Source organism: Pseudomonas sp. F-14 TE3623, assembly GCF_053629015.1.
This window is the reverse complement of sequence record NZ_JBRJHM010000001.1, coordinates 5548179-5565133: the sequence shown is the minus strand read 5'-3', so window position 1 is coordinate 5565133 and position 16955 is coordinate 5548179. Positions and strand designations below refer to the sequence as shown.

Annotated in this window: 19 protein-coding genes and 1 pseudogene; 8 read left to right on the top strand and 12 right to left on the bottom strand. The window is 54.8% G+C overall.

Annotation, left to right across the window (positions count from 1 at the left end):
- Positions 1–66: 66 nt before the first annotated feature.
- A complete protein-coding gene (locus AB7M29_RS25865) occupies positions 67–1002 on the bottom strand; it encodes a hypothetical protein (RefSeq protein WP_454248294.1) in 936 nt (311 codons plus the stop codon).
- A 1114-nt stretch (positions 1003–2116) separates the two neighbouring features.
- Here AB7M29_RS25865 and AB7M29_RS25860 point away from each other — a divergent pair.
- Positions 2117–3280 (top strand): ATP-binding protein, encoded by a 1164-nt coding sequence (locus tag AB7M29_RS25860; protein ID WP_454248293.1) that lies wholly within the window; start codon positions 2117–2119, stop codon positions 3278–3280.
- 469 nt (positions 3281–3749) lie between these two features.
- Positions 3750–3965, top strand: a complete 216-nt coding sequence (locus AB7M29_RS25855; RefSeq protein WP_454248292.1) for a hypothetical protein — start codon at positions 3750–3752, stop codon at positions 3963–3965.
- A 67-nt stretch (positions 3966–4032) separates the two neighbouring features.
- Here AB7M29_RS25855 and AB7M29_RS25850 read toward each other — a convergent pair whose 3' ends face one another.
- From AB7M29_RS25850 to AB7M29_RS25820, 7 genes and pseudogenes are all read right to left on the bottom strand, one after another.
- A complete protein-coding gene (locus AB7M29_RS25850; RefSeq protein WP_454248291.1) occupies positions 4033–4548 on the bottom strand; it encodes a hypothetical protein in 516 nt (171 codons plus the stop codon).
- Positions 4549–4788: 240 nt separating this feature from the next.
- A pseudogene (locus tag AB7M29_RS25845) lies at positions 4789–5103 on the bottom strand (response regulator); the annotation flags it as partial.
- Between the two features lie 255 nt (positions 5104–5358).
- Positions 5359–5763 (bottom strand): response regulator, encoded by a 405-nt coding sequence (locus AB7M29_RS25840; protein ID WP_080370428.1) that lies wholly within the window; start codon positions 5761–5763, stop codon positions 5359–5361.
- Between the two features lie 172 nt (positions 5764–5935).
- The gene (locus AB7M29_RS25835; RefSeq protein WP_052963977.1) at positions 5936–7267 is read right to left on the bottom strand and encodes a deoxyguanosinetriphosphate triphosphohydrolase; all 1332 of its coding nucleotides are present in this window, start codon (positions 7265–7267) and stop codon (positions 5936–5938) included.
- A 260-nt stretch (positions 7268–7527) separates the two neighbouring features.
- A complete protein-coding gene (locus AB7M29_RS25830) occupies positions 7528–7866 on the bottom strand; it encodes a hypothetical protein (RefSeq protein ID WP_052963975.1) in 339 nt (112 codons plus the stop codon).
- On the bottom strand, positions 7863–8252 hold the full coding sequence (locus AB7M29_RS25825) for a phage holin family protein (RefSeq protein ID WP_007895049.1): 390 nt from the start codon (positions 8250–8252) through the stop codon (positions 7863–7865). Before AB7M29_RS25825 ends, AB7M29_RS25830 begins: the two co-directional genes overlap by 4 nt.
- Before the next feature lies 1 nt (position 8253).
- On the bottom strand, positions 8254–8568 hold the full coding sequence (locus AB7M29_RS25820) for a DUF883 family protein (RefSeq protein ID WP_008009371.1): 315 nt from the start codon (positions 8566–8568) through the stop codon (positions 8254–8256).
- Between the two features lie 305 nt (positions 8569–8873).
- On the opposite strand from AB7M29_RS25820, the gene AB7M29_RS25815 reads away from it, so the two are divergent.
- Entirely contained in the window at positions 8874–10082 is a 1209-nt protein-coding gene (locus AB7M29_RS25815; RefSeq protein ID WP_454248290.1) for an ammonium transporter, read from the top strand.
- A gap of 1 nt (position 10083) precedes the next feature.
- On the opposite strand, the gene AB7M29_RS25810 is transcribed toward AB7M29_RS25815, so the two are convergent.
- Positions 10084–11796: a cation:proton antiporter gene (locus AB7M29_RS25810; RefSeq protein WP_454248289.1), complete on the bottom strand. Its 1713-nt coding sequence runs from the start codon at positions 11794–11796 to the stop codon at positions 10084–10086.
- Positions 11797–12005: 209 nt separating this feature from the next.
- Between AB7M29_RS25810 and AB7M29_RS25805 the strand changes: the two genes are divergently transcribed.
- From AB7M29_RS25805 to AB7M29_RS25795, 3 genes are all read left to right on the top strand, one after another.
- Positions 12006–12242, top strand: a complete 237-nt coding sequence (locus AB7M29_RS25805) for a glutaredoxin family protein (RefSeq protein ID WP_052964156.1) — start codon at positions 12006–12008, stop codon at positions 12240–12242.
- A gap of 163 nt (positions 12243–12405) precedes the next feature.
- Positions 12406–12726, top strand: coding sequence for a hypothetical protein (locus AB7M29_RS25800; RefSeq protein WP_008075636.1), 321 nt, complete (start codon positions 12406–12408; stop codon positions 12724–12726).
- A gap of 72 nt (positions 12727–12798) precedes the next feature.
- The gene (locus tag AB7M29_RS25795) at positions 12799–13689 is read left to right on the top strand and encodes a pseudouridine synthase (protein WP_217858702.1); all 891 of its coding nucleotides are present in this window, start codon (positions 12799–12801) and stop codon (positions 13687–13689) included.
- An 89-nt stretch (positions 13690–13778) separates the two neighbouring features.
- On the opposite strand, the gene AB7M29_RS25790 is transcribed toward AB7M29_RS25795, so the two are convergent.
- Entirely contained in the window at positions 13779–14000 is a 222-nt protein-coding gene (locus AB7M29_RS25790; RefSeq protein WP_038982251.1) for a YgdI/YgdR family lipoprotein, read from the bottom strand.
- 76 nt (positions 14001–14076) lie between these two features.
- Positions 14077–14679, bottom strand: coding sequence for a molybdenum cofactor guanylyltransferase MobA (mobA, locus tag AB7M29_RS25785; protein ID WP_050681940.1), 603 nt, complete (start codon positions 14677–14679; stop codon positions 14077–14079).
- An 81-nt stretch (positions 14680–14760) separates the two neighbouring features.
- Between mobA and moaB the strand changes: the two genes are divergently transcribed.
- Positions 14761–15300 (top strand): molybdenum cofactor biosynthesis protein B, encoded by a 540-nt coding sequence (gene moaB, locus AB7M29_RS25780; protein WP_007895059.1) that lies wholly within the window; start codon positions 14761–14763, stop codon positions 15298–15300.
- Positions 15284–16510 (top strand): molybdopterin molybdotransferase MoeA, encoded by a 1227-nt coding sequence (locus tag AB7M29_RS25775; RefSeq protein WP_454248288.1) that lies wholly within the window; start codon positions 15284–15286, stop codon positions 16508–16510. The genes moaB and AB7M29_RS25775 overlap by 17 nt, the downstream gene beginning before the upstream one ends.
- A 65-nt stretch (positions 16511–16575) precedes the next feature.
- Here AB7M29_RS25775 and AB7M29_RS25770 read toward each other — a convergent pair whose 3' ends face one another.
- Positions 16576–16884: a hypothetical protein gene (locus AB7M29_RS25770; RefSeq protein WP_007895062.1), complete on the bottom strand. Its 309-nt coding sequence runs from the start codon at positions 16882–16884 to the stop codon at positions 16576–16578.
- Between the last annotated feature and the right edge of the window lie 71 nt (positions 16885–16955).

Below are 16955 nucleotides of genomic sequence, written 5' to 3'. Positions count from 1 at the left end.
TTGGCTTCTTGAGATAGGTTATTGGTTGTTATTGGGTTCAGTTGAGATTTTGGTCTCTCGTGCCGACTACCGAATCCAGTCGTCGATAGTGCGTCGCTTAGTTTTTTTTGCCGTTAAAAGTATAGGCTTCCCCCAATCGAATAGTGACGTAGATACTCTATATTTTTCTCCTTTTAGGACAGTGCGCAACATGCCTTTAATGTTTTCGAACAGAGGAGGTTCAAGGTCACCATACAGCGGGTATCCTTCGGGATACTTTTTTCTTTCAAACCAAAATATGATGCGTGAAATTATGAACATGGCAGACGTCATCACTCCCATAGCAAATGGGATCATCAGATAGGTTGGTATGCTATTAGGATCATGCCACATCGTTCCCAGCCCATAATCATGTAGGATGTAACCACCAGCGACTAATAACCCAGGAATAGTATTTAATAACATCAAAAGAATTGCCAGCACTGTAAGTCGTTCAAAAAATGCGGCTTTTACTTCTGCAGCGGTATGGTCGATTGAATATTCCTGACCGATGATACGTCCTGTGATCTGCACTTTGGTCATGGGGTTGCCCGTGTAGTAAATCGGAACTATCAGGTATTCATTAGGGTTTATACAATCAAAGTCTAGGCGCAGTGTAGTTGGGCTAATGACTGTCGCTGAACAATCAGTTTGATCTTCGATGGGAATAATCTGGGCATTTACGAAGGTTGAGTCTGGGTCAACTGTTACCTGTAGTGGGGCGGAGGGGAGAATATCGGCTTGAGTTACAGGTTGGGTGCCTTTGTTCCAAATTAACATTCCAATGACGTAGATCCCTCTATGACGATTCCCGTCAATATCGCATAGAAAGAAGGGAAGCTCTTCTGGTACTTCCGCTACAATACCTCTGAGCAATATACTACCTTCCAGGCGCTTATGTGGCCTCGCTGATTGTCGACCGTAAAAACTAGTGATCAGCCGGAGTAAAGCTGTCACTGGCGATATTAGTTCTCCTAACGTCATAAATGCGTTTCCATTCCATTTTTCGAGGGAATCGAGTGAAGCCACACTATCGACATGAGCGGTAAGCGAGGGACTCGCCTAACCATTCACTCGAAGGATATGTTATGCGCCGCTCGTTGGCAGGTATTCAACAGTGCGTCCTCTCCCGGAGGTGGGGGTGCATGGACTTTGTTGAGTAGAGCACCAATTCGCAGCTAATCGCCGCTTGAAGACGATATATGGCTGCATCACTGCCATCAAGCATGGGGCAAGGATAGAGCGTCTCGGCAAAAAGTGGAATCGGGTGGAGCTGAATCCAATCAAGGAAGTCTTCTAGCCTTTCCATCAGTTTTTTTCGTCAGGTTAAAGAGCGAAAGGCAGATCATCCGTAAGAATTTCGAGCTTGGGCGAATTGAAATCACCCTGTGTTCTCCTGCCCAAAAATTAAGCAGAAGCAGTTGAACACCTGGGGCAGTTTTCAGTCGGCAGAACAGCCTTTACTGGGTCAGTTTTCGGTCAGCGGCAACAACGTCAAAAACTGGTTGAGATGCCGACGGTCTCAGCGAGCAGTTAGATCGAGCGCTGCATGCAGAAAACCCAGTCCGGCGTCACTTAATTCCACTATCAGCTGACTTCCTTGCTCTCGACGAAGGAAGCTAAGAGCACGTTCAGATCTGCCAGCTATCCCCAAAATGCATGAATGCCATCACTTTGGCATTGCGCAGTGCCGAGCGGAGTAATATTTCTCCGCCCCGATTGAGGTGTGGTCGTACAAGCAGGGCTATCGGTGGCCCCATCCGTAGTCGGCAAACAGCGACTCTGATTTTGGAAGGCTAACTGAGTTGTAAGGAAAGGAGTAGTTCAGCAGTGAAGCGTGACGATAGAGAAGAATTAGTAAATGATCCCGGCATCTCGGGGCGCTTTGTTCACGCTGAAGGGGATGTACTCTATCGGTGGAACGATCCCAGTAAAAGGAAGCTGAGATATTGGCAATTAGGGCCGATAGCTAGCCGTCGCGAAAGGCAGTTAATGATCCATAGGTGCATCAGAGCACTTATGCTACAGATTGGCTTTAGGCCACACGTACCAAAGCGCAGAAGCTATATCTGAGCCTAGCTAGGGAGATTACATCTTGATGGACGAACTGCTGCGCACATTGCGGTACAAAAGCGAAGGAACTGACATTGATTTCAAATCTGCGCAGTACCGATTTATCGGCGGCAGCGAGAACGATAAGGCCGAGATGCTCAAGGACATCCTCGCGATTGCCAATTCATGGCGCGACGGCCCTGGTTTTATTCTCCTCGGCTTCAAAGATCAGCGACCTCATCCGGCCGAAGTTGTAGGCATATCGGGCGGCATCGACGATGCAGCGGTGCAACAATTCGTCCACGGAAAGGTAAAACCGAAACTGACGTTTCGCTACGAAGAGCACCTATATGAAGGTAAGACTGTCGGCGTGATCACTATTCCGAAGCAAAAGCGTGCTTTCTACCTTTCTCATGCCTATGGAAAACTGAAGAGCAATGTCGTTTATGTGCGCCGGGGCAGTAGTACGGATGAAGCAGAGCCTCCAGAAATCACCGCGATGACGCTAGCTGATAGTGGCCGTGGAGAGATGAATGTGGATCTATCCATGCTTACACCTCATAACGAAGATCTACCTAACAACTATACGCATCAATTTCTCCAGTTTACTGAAAAATTCCCCGACTATAAACGGCGAGCCTTGGGGCCTGCTGAGTTTGAGACCCGCTCTTTTATGACTCGTGACAACGACGACTTCTGGAGAGAGTACGCTGAGTACGTTCAAGTGAACGACGCACTCATCCAGGTTCAATTCATATTACTCAATCGTTCAGAAGTACAACTCTCGAATGCCAAGCTTGAAGTTATCGTGGAGCCGCTGGATGGGCAGTCCGTCCATCTACTCGCGGGATGCGACCTCCCGGAGAAGCCAGAAACCACATGGGATTTCAGCAAAGGCTTGCGCACATTGCCTGAGGTGATGGCGAATCAGCGGCTAATTATCGATGAAAGCGCCATAGTCCCGGTCTGTCACGTACGCTTTGGATCCCTATTGCCAGGAGAAAAAATGAGGTCATCCGACGCACTTGCAATTGTTCCGTTAGCTTCAGGAAAACTGCGATTGCGCTGCCGTATCTTAGCAAGCGAGTTAGCTACGCCGATCGAGATGGACCGTATGATTCAGGTAACGGGATCAATTGTGCAACTTGATTTTCAAGGCTTTAAGAGCTTAATGCGTGAGCGGTGGGGGCAAACTGATTCAATAAATTAATATGTCAAAAGCAATGAATCGCTCCTTTACAGCAACAAGAATGGATTCTGGGCCCAGGCTGTATAAATACACAGGCGCCATTATGAAGTCTTCGTTTCTACGTTAAATCTGCTACGTTTTGTTAATATGACCCTCGAACCCCTTCATGCGCCCACGAGGACCGTTATAGACCGTCAAGCACACTTTGCCCTTGGCGTATTGCGGTCTATGGCGGCCCTGAATCTGCCCTAATTTTGCCCTAAAACATTCCCACTTAGCGGAACTGACCGTGATCGAACTGAGGGCTTTCGGTGGCAACCGACAATCCCAATGATGAATTGAGTCTAGCACTCCTCCAACGCCCAGCCGGACTGGCTAATCCCGCTAATACTTCTTCGCTTTGTAGCAATTTCTAAGCAAGCTGCAATTATGCCCGACACGGCCATTGCCGGTACTATGCTTGTATTTTTTCTCGGAAGGAGTCGACGTCATGCCAAGCAACTATTCGCTGCCGGACGTACTGGAAAGAATCTTCGAAAATCAGCAGGCTCTGGAGGCAGCCATTATGGAGTTGACCCTCCTGGTTGAGGAGCAAGGGGCACAGGAAGTGGGCGGAAATGTCCGTGGAGCACTGTGGACAATGGCTGAAAACGCCGGCCATATCAAACAAGGCCTGGCTCGATTGAAGAAATTGGATATCGATTAATCGATTACACACCCAAGGCCTACCGACAGCATGTCGAGGTGAATTCGGTGAACCAGCCCGATTCACCTTAAGGGCACCTTTCGGCTGATTTTTCAGTAAACTGGAGAAATTGATGCGTATAGTTGTTAGGTAGATCTTCGTTATGAAGTGTAAGCATGGATAGATCCACATTCATCTCTCCACGGCCACTATCAGCTAGCGTCATCGCGGTGATTTCTGGAGGCTCTGCTTCATCCGTACTACTGCCCCAATATCGCCAGCGCAGTGGAAGGCGACCAGTCAGTACGTGTGGGCCCGTGCGGGCGGGAAATGCGAGATTTGTTCGTCGGAGCGACGGCCTGAAGCGCATGAACGTTGGTCGTTCGATGCGAGCACCAAGATGCAGAAGCTCACCCGCCTCTATCATGGATAAATCGAGAATCCAGTTCAGTTCTGCAGGTCTTTGCGCTTTCCGCTCACGCAAGTGTGCAGAAAACTCTTCCTCGGTCCATCCGGTGACTTTGCGAATGTGTGCTCCGACCTCTTGGGTACGTCCAATGTTCCCGGAGAATCCCCAGTGCACAGCAGCAATGGCCGCGGCCAAACGTGCGTCCTGATGCTGCACCGGATGGTGGGTGTCCGGTCGTGGACGCACATTGATCGTCTTTTTGGGGATTACTGATCGTCACGTTGGGCTGAAACGTGTGGTACTTCGTCGACGAGCCATTTCAGAGTGCAAGCCGGTATGCGGAATTCCGCGAGAAGAACAATGGGTTGGCTCGTTATTTGGCGTTTTACAATTCAATGTATCTGAAATAAATTATTTTTTGCTGAAAATGACCGCTTCCTGTTTGCATACATAGCCCGATGCGCCGGACTGCATGCAGCGAATACCGAAAAGTGTCGGGCACTGTGCAGTTAATACCAGTGTTTTGAGGGGGGTGCTCATGGCGTTGAAACGGGAAAGAACTTCCAGCCCATCCAGTTTGGGAATGCTGATGTCGAGGATGATCAGGTCAGGCATGCATTCGCGAACCATCTGCATTGCATCGACCCCATTGTCAGTTTCGCCGACGACTTTGTAACCTTCATGTTCCAGCAGCATTCGAACGGCGAGGCGGATGACAGGGTGATCGTCGACAATAAAAACGGAGTTCATAATCAAATCCCATACGTGCACAAATAAAGCGCGCACCTTAGCTCAGATAGTTGAGGGGCCGCATGAACTGAGGGGGCTGTAGCGGCAATATAGGAAAAGTCCTACAACTGAAGAAGAATGGGACTACGCATCAACTAGGTTTTGCATGAGGAAAGGCAAGGTTTGGTAGGGTTAGTCAAACCGTTGAAAGCATTGAGTTAGAGGTTTGAATCTATATGTTGGTCATTGTTTTAATGTGTTTGGGTTTTTGCGTTTTTATACTGAGGCCAAGGTCAACAAGTTTCTAAAGTCTGATTGTTTCAATGGTTTGATCAAGTAACCCAGCAAGGGCAGTCCATGTTCGTAAGCCATTACTTTAAGTTTGTCCAGTTCGACGGATGTCAGACTGCTCAGAAGGATGGCCTGTCTGATCATCCCCCGGTGACTGGCGTATTCGATCAAATCAAGGCCTGGAAGGTCGGGCAGGCATTGGTCGCACAGAAGAATGTCGAATGGTTGCTCCGCCTTGAGCATGTGTTGCAAGGCGCCTTCGGCACTGTCAGTGGCGGTCAGTTGGGTGAAGCCATAACTCTCGAGCAAGTATTGAGTCGCCCGTAGCTGAAAGGGATGATCTTCCACCAGCAAGATGCGCCAGTCATGTTCGAACATAGGAGTTTTCATGCGTCATCTGTCGAGCAGGGGGAGTGTGATTGTTTCGCGATATGGCCGAACAATCGATCAGTCCGCTCTGCGCAAGGTGTAGGGCGATTCTGGCGACGTTGAAATACAGATGAATGTCGAGAAACTCGATCAGCCGTTCAGAGCTCTCTGATACGGCTGATCGATACATTTTTTATCGGTGGCTTGAACGACCGGTCATTTCCAGCGCCATTTCACCGGCATAGCTGTCGGTCATGCCGGCGATGAAATCAATCATTCGCAAGAAGGAGGTGTGTAAAGGGCCATTAGGATCGGGCGCATTGTTGCCTAACAGGTCGAGTATGCGGCGGTGCTTGAAGGATGGTGTACGACCGTTGTGTTGCTCCAGTGCTGCTCCGCAAAAGGCGTTGAGCAGGATTTCCAGGGTGGTATAGGCGCCTATTTCGTGGAGTGTCTTGCGCTTGTCCTGGAAGATTTTTTTGCGCGCCATGTCCTTGGCATTCAAGACGCAACGTTTGGCGGGGCCATGCATGTGCTCCACCAGGTCGCCAGGCAGCGTGCCCGCCAGCAGCGCGTCCTGTTGCTCGACGAACGCTCGAGCTGCTGCGTTGGTCAGGTGTTCGATGGCTTTGCCCCGCAGGATCGCCAGTTTGCGCCGACGCGAATCCTGCGAACCGAGCTGGCGATAGGTTTCCGGGAGGTCGTCGCCCACCAGGTCCAGCAGCAGGGACTCGACTTCGGCGTACTCCAACAACTCCATTTCCAGGCCATCTTCCAGATCGATCAGCGCGTAGCAAATGTCGTCGGCGGCCTCCATCAGGTACACCAGTGGATGGCGCGCCCAGCGCTGTTCGTCCAGCTGGGGCAGGCCGAGTTTATGAGCGATCTGTTCCAGCAGCGGCAGTTCGCTCTGATAGCAACCGAACTTGTGCTTCTTGTAGCCCAGAGAGTCGGCGTGCCGAGCAGTCCACGGGTATTTCAGGTAGGTGCCCAGCGTGGCATAGGTCAGCCGGGTTCCCCCTTCGAACTGGTGGTATTCAAGCTGGGTAAGCACCCGGAAACCTTGGGCGTTGCCTTCGAAATTGAGGAAGTCATTGCGTTCGGCTTCGCTCATCGCATCCAGCCAGCCACGACCTGCGGCCTGCTGGAACCAGTGGCGGATCGCGTCTTCACCGGAATGACCGAAGGGCGGATTACCGATGTCATGGGCCAGGCAAGCCGATTGCACCACCATCCCCAGGTCGCTCGGTTCGCACCAGTCGGGCAGGGCGCTGCGGATGGTTTCACCAACGCGCATGCCCAGCGAACGACCGACGCAGCTGACTTCCAACGAATGGGTCAGGCGCGTGTGGATGTGATCGTTGCTGGAGACCGGATGGACTTGGGTCTTGCGCCCGAGACGGCGAAACGCGCCCGAAAAAATGATGCGGTCGTGGTCTTTATGGAAAGGGCTGCGGCCGAGTTCTTCCGGGCTGTGCACAGGCTTTCCGAGGCGTTCGCGGGTAAGCAGGGTTTGCCAATCCAAGGCTGGTTTCTCCGTCAGGTGACTGATCCCCTAGCTTCCCGGTTCGAGCCGGTACCTGCAAGGAGAACTAGAGCCCCGCGGCATCAATATCGATGAGCAGCAGTCGCTCGCCGTTGTCGAAAAATTGCCCGGTGGTAAGGCAGTACTGATTGCTGGTGGCATCGCGGTAGGTGTCCCAAACCTGGGCGCACGCAGGATCAACCTCACGATAAAGAGGTTAATCCCGGTGGTATTGTAGAAATGCAGCCAAACAGGACTGACTAGTGTTTGCGCGAGTTCTGCATGATCAGCTTGATCAGTGGCCCCAGCGTGACGCCCAGGCGAGCCAGCCGAGTCAGGCTGCCGATACCGCCACCCTTGGCACCCTTGCCGGTCAGAAAGCCCAACCCGATCACGGCCGCGATGCCCCAGAGCGGGGCGTGTTTGATGCCGAGACCGTCTTGCAGGTTTTGCGTCATGCCACGCACCCGTTGCAGGGGGTGCAACAGGTGTTGGGATTCGTGGCGAATTTCCTGGCGATGCATTTCCATGCGCAGGCGGATCAGCGCCTTGCGCATTTCCGTGCGCGAGCTGTTGCGGGGAAGTTCAGACATGCTCATGGCAACAGACGCTCCCGATCATTGGCCAACTCTTCCAGGGTGCCATGGAAGGGCGAGGATTCATCGAAAATCGCGGCTCTCAAGCGCATCGCACAGAACAATGCTGCGAGGGTGTAGAACACACAGAGCCCGATGATTGCTGCCAGGCGATAGGTGTCCCAAAACAGGATCAACACCAGCGTCGACAAGCCCACCAGCAATAACAAGGCAAAGACCAGCGTCAGGCCTGCAAACAGCAACAGGCTTACGGTGCGTGCTTTTTGTTCCTGCAATTCAATGCCGAACAGTTCGACATGACTGTGCAGCAGTCCAAGAAACGCGGCACCGAGGCGCCGCGGTGATGAGCCGGTGCCCGTCGCGGACGGGCCGGATTCGCCGATCGCCATGTTAGCGCCGAGTGGCCAGCAGGCCGATCAGGAAGCCCACGCCAGCCGCGATGCCGACCGATTGCCATGGATTGGCCTGAACGTAATCTTCCGTGGCGGTGACAGCAGCTTTGCCGCGCTCGCGCACAGAGTCTTCGGTCAATCTCAGGGTTTCGCGCGCGCGCAGCAGACTGTCATGGATCTGCTGGCGCAACTCATCGGCTTGATCGCCAGCCAGGGATTTGGTGTGTTCCAGCAACCTTTCAGTGTCGGTGACCAGCGTTTGAAAATCTTCCATCAAAACTTCTTGAGCAGTCTTTGCTGTGGTGCGTGCCATTGGTGATCTCCGTGAGTGGCTTCTGAAGCGTTCGAGTATGAGCCTTGCGTGAAGGTTCAGTACAAATGACTGGTACAACTTTTGCTTTGTCGTGGTGCGTCAACTCGCGCCATTGCGCTGTTGCTGGGCATGATTTCAGGAAAACCTTAACTCAAACCATCAAAACTCGCGCGAAGACTGCGGTCCTTGCGCGCCAAAGTGGTTCATCCAGTTAGCGCAGTAGTCTGGATTAGCTGCAACTTGGTGCGCCAGCCCTCTGCGCGAACTGCTTTGGTGCTTTTTTCAGCCTTCAGGTCTGCCAATCCATGGAAAATCTGCAAAGTGCTGTGGACAGTCTGGTCCATAGCTCCAACACATTGTTCATCCTTATCGGTGCGGTCATGGTCCTGGCCATGCACGCCGGTTTCGCCTTTCTCGAGGTGGGTACGGTTCGACAAAAAAACCAGGTCAATGCCTTGTCGAAAATCCTCAGCGACTTCGCCATTTCGACCCTGGCCTATTTCTTTATAGGCTATTGGATTTCCTACGGGGTCACTTTCATGCAGCCGGCGGCGGTGATCACTGCCGATCATGGCTATGGGCTGGTGAAATTTTTCTTTCTGCTGACCTTTGCTGCGGCGATACCGGCAATCATTTCCGGAGGCATCGCCGAGCGCGCCCGGTTCGTCCCGCAGTTGTGTGCGACCGCACTGATCGTGGCGTTCATCTATCCCTTCTTCGAAGGCATGATCTGGAATGGCAACTTTGGCCTGCAAGCCTGGTTGCTGGAGCGTTTTGGTGCCAGTTTCCATGACTTCGCGGGCTCCGTGGTGGTTCACGCCATGGGCGGCTGGCTGGCACTCGCGGCGGTGTTGTTGCTCGGCCCAAGGCAAGGTCGTTATCGCGATGGGCGACTCGTGGCATTCGCACCGTCGAGCATTCCCTTTCTGGCGCTGGGTTCGTGGATTTTGATCGTTGGCTGGTTCGGCTTCAACGTGATGAGCGCTCAGACCCTGCAAGGGGTCAGCGGGCTGGTGGCGGTGAACTCGCTGATGGCCATGGTCGGCGGCACCGTGGCGGCGTTGATCGTCGGGCGCAATGACCCGGGCTTCCTGCATAACGGCCCATTGGCCGGGTTGGTGGCGATCTGCGCAGGCTCGGATCTGATGCACCCGGTGGGTGCGTTGGTGACCGGTGCCATCGCCGGGGCGCTGTTTGTCTGGTGCTTTACCGCGGCTCAAGGCAAATGGCATATCGATGATGTGCTGGGCGTCTGGCCTCTGCATGGACTGTGTGGTGTCTGGGGCGGGATCGCTTGCGGCATCTTTGGTCAAACCGCCTTGGGTGGTTTGGGGGGCGTGAGCCTGGTCAGCCAGTTGATCGGCACTTCTCTGGGGGTGATTGTTGCGCTGGTCGGCGGTTTTACGGTGTATGGCGTGATCAATGCGTTGTCTGGTCTGCGCCTGAGCCAGGAAGAGGAGTATTACGGCGCGGACTTGTCGGTGCACAAGATCGGTGCCGTGAGTCAGGATTGAATCACCGTTCCTCATCGTCAGCGCCAGGGTAAAAACCGTGCAGCAGGCGATAGCGGTCCCGCCGTACCTGGTCGACCCGGTCTCGCACCTGCTGGCCGGGTATGCCCAGCATGATCAGCGCATGGGAGGCGAGCATCAGGCTCGACTCCAGCAACTCGGGTACGACTTCGCTGGCGCCGGCCGCCTTCAACTCGGCCAACTGACTGTCGTCCCGTGTGCGCACCAGGATCGACACGCTCGGGTTGAACCGGCGTGCCTCCTTGAGTATCAACAGTGCGATGTCCGTCTTGTCCACGGCGACCACCAGCAGTCTGGCGCGTTCCAGCCCTATCGCGACCAACAGCTCGCCGCGACGTGAGTCGCCGTAATGAACACAGCTTTCATTGACGGCTGCTTCCTGAACCCGCACCGGGTCGGTATCCAGCGCAATGTAAGGTTGATCTATATTACGCAGGACGCGCCCGATGGACTGACCTACGCGACCGTAGCCACAGATCACTACGTGATTGTGCAAGCCTGCGTTGAGCGCGCTGATTTCTTCGAGTTCGGCTTCTTCGTTGGGCTTGTGGTGCAGGCGTGTGGCGATGTGGGGAGCGGCGCGCAGCAGTAAAGGCGTCACCAGCATCGAGCAGAACGTGGCGGCCAGCAGCAGGCCGCCAAAGTCGGCGGGCATCAGTTTGTTCTGCTGCATTTGCGTCATCAGGGCAAAGCAGAATTCACCCCCTTGAGCCAATGCCAGGCCGCTGCGCCAGGCGGTTTCGACATCGCTGCCGCGCCATTTGACCAGCAGCGCGACCACGGTGCCTTTGATCAGCAGCAATCCCAGCGTCAGGCCAAGAATCAGCAGGCCGTGGCTGGCAAACAACCGCAAGTCGATCAGCATGCCGATACTGACGAAGAACACCCCGAGCAGAATGTCGCGGAACGGACGGATGTCCGCCTCGATCTGATGTCGGTAGTGGCTTTCGCCTAGCAGCATGCCGGCGAGAAAGGCGCCCAGGGCTGGGGAGAGGCCGAGCAGGTGAGTCAGCCAGGCCGTCAGCAAAACGATTACCAGCGCCAACAGCACGAACAGCTCTGCGGACCGGGACGCGGCGACTTCATGGAACAGCCTTGGCAGAAACCAGCGACTGACCAGCAGCAGACCGACGAACAGCACTATGGTCTTGCCCAGCGTCAATGGCAGCGCCCAATACCAGGCCTGGTCGCTGCTGCCGGCGAACACCGGCACCAGAGTCAGTAGCAACACCGCGACCACGTCCTGGAACAACAGCACGGCGATGGCATTCTGGCCGTGACGGCTGAAAAGCTCACCGAGGCTGCTCAACTCCTTGCTGACAATGGCGGTGGACGACAGCGCCAAACCGGCACCGAGTAACAGTGCAGGTATGGTCGGCATGCCGAACAGCATCAGCAACCCCCCCAGCACTATCCCGGAAAGCAGCACTTGCAGGCTGCCCAGGCCAAAAACCACCTGGCGCAGTGCGAGCATTTTCGACAGGGAAAACTCAAGCCCGAGGGAGAACAGCAAGAACACCACGCCCAACTCGGCAAGGTCGGGCAACTCTTCGCTTTCATTCACCCAGTTGAACGCGGTCGGCCCGATCATCAGCCCCACGCACAGGTAGCCCAGCACCGGTGGCAAGCGCAGACGCTGGAACAGCGCAATCACCACCAGAGAGGAGGTGAAGATGATCAACAGATTGGCGAACACAAAAAACTCCGGTGAGGGTTCTGACTACTCAAGCGTAGAGGCAAAAAAGACGCGAGCATCGCGCAAATGGCCGTTGAGGCGAATGATGTGCGTCAGGAGTTTGCCGAAATCTCCTGAAATCAGCCATTGCTCAGACAGATCGGGCATCGGCTCGACGGCTTTTGATAGCGGGCCTAGAATGAGCGCTTACTTCGATGGGTCTTGTCGTCATGCCTCCTGAATGTCAGCTGTTCGGCACCCTTGGTTGCCATCTCTGTGAAGTCGCCGAAGCCATGCTAATGGAATTTGTCGAGCGTGGTTTATTGGTGGAGCTGGTGGATATCGCTGAGGACGAAACGTGGTTCGAAGCTTACAGTCTGCGTATTCCAGTGTTGCGACGGGTCGATACCGGCGCTGAGCTGGATTGGCCGTTCAGTGCCGATGAAGTGGTGGCGTTCCTGCGGTAGGGGGGCGGCGACGGTGTTCCCGTGTGTCGAACTTTATGATTGATACCTTGGCTTAACCGATGTTATTCGGATACTGTATGCGCATACAGTTATTCCGATTGCCTGCCATGCTTTTCCCTGTTTCGGGTTTGGCAGCCGATCCCGGACGTCAGAGGGATGAACCTTGGTCAATGTCGAACAATTGAAGAACAGCGTGAACCGGATGTCGGCGGACGTGGTGCGCGAGGCCGTCCTCGAATTGCGTTTGGATGGACTGGTCACGGAGGGAAAAACGCCTTTCAACAAATTGCATTTCAATACCTGTTTCGCCGAAATCGAAGCCTTGTTCCAGCGTGCGGGCTATCACCGACAGCTGGATGTCGTGGGCTATCAGGGGTTGTTGTATGCGCTTTATGATCCGGGTCGCTGGGAAGCGGTCGATGTGCTGCGCTGGCTCAAGGAGTTCACCGAAGCGGCCGCTCGAGCACAGTCGATACCTGCTTGAGGATTCTCTTCTAGGTTCGTTCCGGCCACTGTTGGATAATGCCGCCCTGTATTGAGGGTCAGAGCTTTTCGTATGTCCACTTCATCTTTTTCTGCTGCACATAACCAGGCCAGCACGCTCTACCTGCCGCCGGGGCCGTGGCAGACCGTCCTCGATTGCCTCTGCGAACACTTCAGTGCCATCGGTCGTGAACAATGGCTGGACAGAATTGCTCGCGGTCGTGTCCTCGATGGGCAAGGCCTGCCGATCGCCCTGGACCTGCCTTACAAAGAGGGTCTGCGGATTCATTATTTCCGTGAAGTGCCGGACGAAAAACCGATTCCGGTGGTGGAGTCGATCCTCTATGCCGACGAGCATCTGGTGGTAGCAGATAAACCACACTTCCTGCCCGTGACTCCGGCGGGTGAATACGTGGAGCAGACATTGCTGCGGCGGCTGATCCGTCGCCTGGATAACCCGCATCTAGTGCCTTTGCATCGCATTGATCGGCATACGGCTGGGTTGGTGTTGTTTTCAGCCAATCCTCAGAGTCGGTCGGCGTATCAGTCATTGTTTCCTACACGCCAGATCGAAAAGCGCTATGAAGCAATCGCCCGGGCATTGCCGGAGCACTCCTTCCCGCTGGTTCATAAAAGTCGACTTATCGATGGCGAGCCGTTTTTTCGCATGCAAGAAGGTCCGGGCGTCAGCAATACCGAGACGGCTGTCGAGGTCAGGGAAAAAAACGGTGAACTCTGGCGTTATGCGCTGTACCCGGTGACGGGCAAGAAACATCAGTTGCGAGTTCACATGACCGCCCTGGGGGCCAGCATCTGCAATGATCCGTTCTATCCGCAGGTGCTCAAGGACGTAGAAGATGACTATGCCAACCCCTTGAAGCTGTTGGCCCAAGGGCTGCGATTTGTCGATCCGGTCACGGGGCAGGAAAGAGAATTCGAAAGCACCATCACCTTGCAGTGGTGATCACAAGGTTAACGACGCTGCTTTTCTTCACCCACGAAAAAGCCCGCTTTTAAAGCGGGCTTTTCTTTATCTGGTTGTCGCCGTAAAGATTACAGATCTTTAACGGTACGGACCTGATCTTTGTTGACGCGGGTTTGCTTGCCATCCAGTTGTTCGAATTCGTAAAAGCCCGATTCTTCATCGTACTTAGGCGCGTCGACGGCCTGGATTTCTCGACCGTCATTCAAGGTGATCACTGTAGGCGATGCGCAACCGGCGAGGGTGGCAAGGCCCAGTGCGAGCATGAAAGTGGCGAGGGTCCGTTGAGTCATGGGTGTGTCTCCGAATGGGAATTCTTTTGGTTGCTGAGCTTGAGACGTATACAACGCGCGCAAGTTCCTTCGCGTGTCAGTCTGACACAGTGTGGTGTGTGCTTAACAGTTCCGGCGTATTCAGATTTGCCAGGCGGGGGTCGTTATCCGGGCATTGCAGGGCTGTAGCGCCCAGCTTGCGCATAAGGCGACCCGGGCTGCGCTCTCCTTCGTTCCAGGCAGTCTCGAAAGCCGCTGAAAGGGCGACGGGAATCATGCATAGCAAGGGTTCCCAGTGTTCTCCATGGCGCAGCATCAGCGGTTTGTCCGGATGCTGTCCGGCGGTTTCACGCATGCTCTGGAGCAGCGCGGCATCGATGCGTGGCACATCGCAGGGCAGTACCAGTAGGTGAGTGTGGCGAGCGGCCTTAAGGCCTGCGCGAATACCCGCCAACGGCCCCGGAAAGTCGCCCTCGTCGTCATGGACCAACTGATCCGCATAGGGCGCATATTTTTCCAGGTTTCTGTTGCAGGAGATGATCAGGTCATCACTCAGCGGGCGCGTCTTACGGTGCAGATGCGCGATCAGTGGCTCGCCGTGCCAATCCAGCAAACCCTTGTCCTGACCGCCCATGCGTTGGCCGCGCCCGCCCGCCAGGAGCAGAATGGAGCAAGGCGCCAGAGGTGTATTCGAGGTCATCGCTCTTCTCCATGGGGGCGGCGAAAAAATGAGGCGCTGTGATATAACACCGGGCTGTTTCTCCTACAACTGGACGAGCCTATGAAAGCCAAGGCTGATGTACCTTTCGCACCACTCAACATCGCGGTGCTGACTGTCAGCGATACCCGTACCCTGGAAACCGATACCTCAGGCCAGGTCTTCGTCGACCGTTTGAGCGCTGCCGGTCATAACCTGGCAGCCCGTGTACTGCTTAAAGATGACCTCTACAAAATTCGCGCGCAAGTCGCCAACTGGATTGCCGATGAGGTTGTGCAAGTGGTGCTGATCACCGGCGGTACCGGGTTCACTGGTCGCGACAGCACACCCGAAGCCGTGAGTTGCCTGCTGGATAAGCAGGTCGATGGTTTTGGTGAGTTATTCCGGCAGATATCGGTAGCGGATATCGGCACCTCGACGGTTCAGTCCCGGGCCTTGGCCGGTCTGGCCAATGGCACGCTGGTATGCTGCTTGCCGGGCTCGACCAATGCGGTGCGCACCGGTTGGGACGGCATTCTTGCCGAGCAACTGGATTCGCGTCACCGTCCGTGCAATTTCGTGGCCCACCTGAAACAGGCGGCACCCTGTGAATCGCGCGGGTAAGCCAGGCAAGGCTGGCAGTCTGATGGCTGTCGAGGTGGCACTGGCGCGTTTACTGGAAATGGCTGACGCCTCGAAGATTCATGAGCACGAACGCTTGCCGTTGGCGCAGGTTCAGGGGCGTGTGTTGGCCACTGACCTGGTCTCGACACTTGATTTGCCGCCTTGGCCCAACAGTGCCATGGACGGTTATGCCTTGCACCTGGCCGACTGGACGGGAGAGCCGTTGGTGGTCAGTCAGAAGATTTTTGCGGGCCAGGCCCCGGAGCCCTTGAAGCCGGGTACCTGTGCGCGAATCTTCACCGGCGCGCCTGTGCCTGCAGGTGCCGACTGTGTCGAGATGCAGGAGAATGCCGAGGTTCAGGCGGATGAGCGGGTACGTTTCACCGAGATCATGACCCCAGGAAAGAACATCCGTCCACAAGGTCAGGAAGCCACCGTTGGTGAGCTGATCTTGCCCGTTGGAACGCGTCTGGGGCCTATCGAGCAGGGGCTGGCGGCATCGCTGGGATGCGCTGAGCTGGACGTAGTTCGCAAAATTCGTGTTGCGGTCTTGTCTACCGGTGATGAGTTGATTGAGCCTGGTCAGGCCCTTGGGCCGGGACAGATCTACAACAGCAATCGAGTATTGCTCTGCAGTTGGTTGCAGCGCTTGGGTTGTGAGGTGATCGATGCCGGCATTCTTCCCGATGATTTAACGACCACTCGTGCCCGCCTTGGTGAGCTAAAGGATGTCGACCTGATTCTCTCGACCGGTGGCGTATCGGTGGGAGAGGCCGACTTTCTGGGCATTGCCTTGCGGGAAGAGGGCGAATTGACTCTGTGGAAGCTTGCCATCAAACCAGGCAAACCACTGACGTTCGGGCATTTTCGTGGCGTGCCTGTGATTGGTTTACCCGGCAATCCGGCATCGACCCTGGTGACTTTTGCTTTGTTGGCAAGGCCCTACCTCTTGCGTCGCCAAGGCGTAAAAGAGGTTGAACCCCTGAAGTTTCAGGTGCCGGCAGGGTTTGTCTGGCCAAAGGCTGGTAACCGACGTGAGTACTTGCGCGGACGTCTGGAGAATGGCCGGGCAATCATCTACAGGAATCAGAGCTCTGGCGTACTGCGCAGTGCTGCCTGGGCTGACGGTCTGGTTGAAGTGCTGGAGGACCGTACGCTGATCGAGGGTGATTGTGTGAGCTTCATCCCGCTGAGTGAAGTCTTGAGCTGATACAGGCGCTGGTTTTGTCACGCAAGCCCGATTGATCGCATTGGGCTTGCGTGGATGACCATTCCTTAATGTGCCAGAAGTGTCACGACCTGGTCGAAGCGGCTGTTGGCGATCCAGGTCAGAAGTCCCAGGATCACGGCTGTTCCGCCAGCTGAATAGGCAAGTCTGTGTTTGATGGATTTGACGTCACCCCGGACTTCATCCATGTCTCTTCGGATGTATTTGAGGTGTGTCTCCAGTTCAATGACGCGAGGTTCCATATCAACTTCTCCGGCGGGCTTTGCGCTGTTTTTGAGTTCAGCCTGATGATTGGCGCGATTTTCTGCGAACGGCGCGACCGGAGTTACCGGTAGTCTGAGGTCATGGCTTTGCATGGAGTAACTGGCTCCTTGCGTTAAAACCATTGAAGTGGCCGATGCCGTTATTGCCTGCGCTTTTTGAGGCC

Excerpts from the sequence above, each read along its gene's own strand:
- mobA (WP_050681940.1), bottom strand. The coding sequence starts at position 14,679 with ATGACCTCGAATACACCTCTGGCGCCTTGCTCCATTCTGCTCCTGGCG.
- AB7M29_RS25770 (WP_007895062.1), bottom strand. The coding sequence starts at position 16,884 with ATGCAAAGCCATGACCTCAGACTACCGGTAACTCCGGTCGCGCCGTTC.
- AB7M29_RS25815 (WP_454248290.1), top strand. The coding sequence starts at position 8,874 with ATGGAAAATCTGCAAAGTGCTGTGGACAGTCTGGTCCATAGCTCCAAC.
- AB7M29_RS25825 (WP_007895049.1), bottom strand. The coding sequence starts at position 8,252 with ATGGCGATCGGCGAATCCGGCCCGTCCGCGACGGGCACCGGCTCATCA.
- AB7M29_RS25820 (WP_008009371.1), bottom strand. The coding sequence starts at position 8,568 with ATGGCACGCACCACAGCAAAGACTGCTCAAGAAGTTTTGATGGAAGAT.
- AB7M29_RS25790 (WP_038982251.1), bottom strand. The coding sequence starts at position 14,000 with ATGACTCAACGGACCCTCGCCACTTTCATGCTCGCACTGGGCCTTGCC.
- AB7M29_RS25830 (WP_052963975.1), bottom strand. The coding sequence starts at position 7,866 with ATGAGCATGTCTGAACTTCCCCGCAACAGCTCGCGCACGGAAATGCGC.
- AB7M29_RS25840 (WP_080370428.1), bottom strand. The coding sequence starts at position 5,763 with ATGAAAACTCCTATGTTCGAACATGACTGGCGCATCTTGCTGGTGGAA.
- AB7M29_RS25795 (WP_217858702.1), top strand. The coding sequence starts at position 12,799 with ATGTCCACTTCATCTTTTTCTGCTGCACATAACCAGGCCAGCACGCTC.
- AB7M29_RS25860 (WP_454248293.1), top strand. The coding sequence starts at position 2,117 with ATGGACGAACTGCTGCGCACATTGCGGTACAAAAGCGAAGGAACTGAC.
- AB7M29_RS25805 (WP_052964156.1), top strand. The coding sequence starts at position 12,006 with ATGCCTCCTGAATGTCAGCTGTTCGGCACCCTTGGTTGCCATCTCTGT.
- AB7M29_RS25855 (WP_454248292.1), top strand. The coding sequence starts at position 3,750 with ATGCCAAGCAACTATTCGCTGCCGGACGTACTGGAAAGAATCTTCGAA.
- AB7M29_RS25865 (WP_454248294.1), bottom strand. The coding sequence starts at position 1,002 with ATGACGTTAGGAGAACTAATATCGCCAGTGACAGCTTTACTCCGGCTG.
- moaB (WP_007895059.1), top strand. The coding sequence starts at position 14,761 with ATGAAAGCCAAGGCTGATGTACCTTTCGCACCACTCAACATCGCGGTG.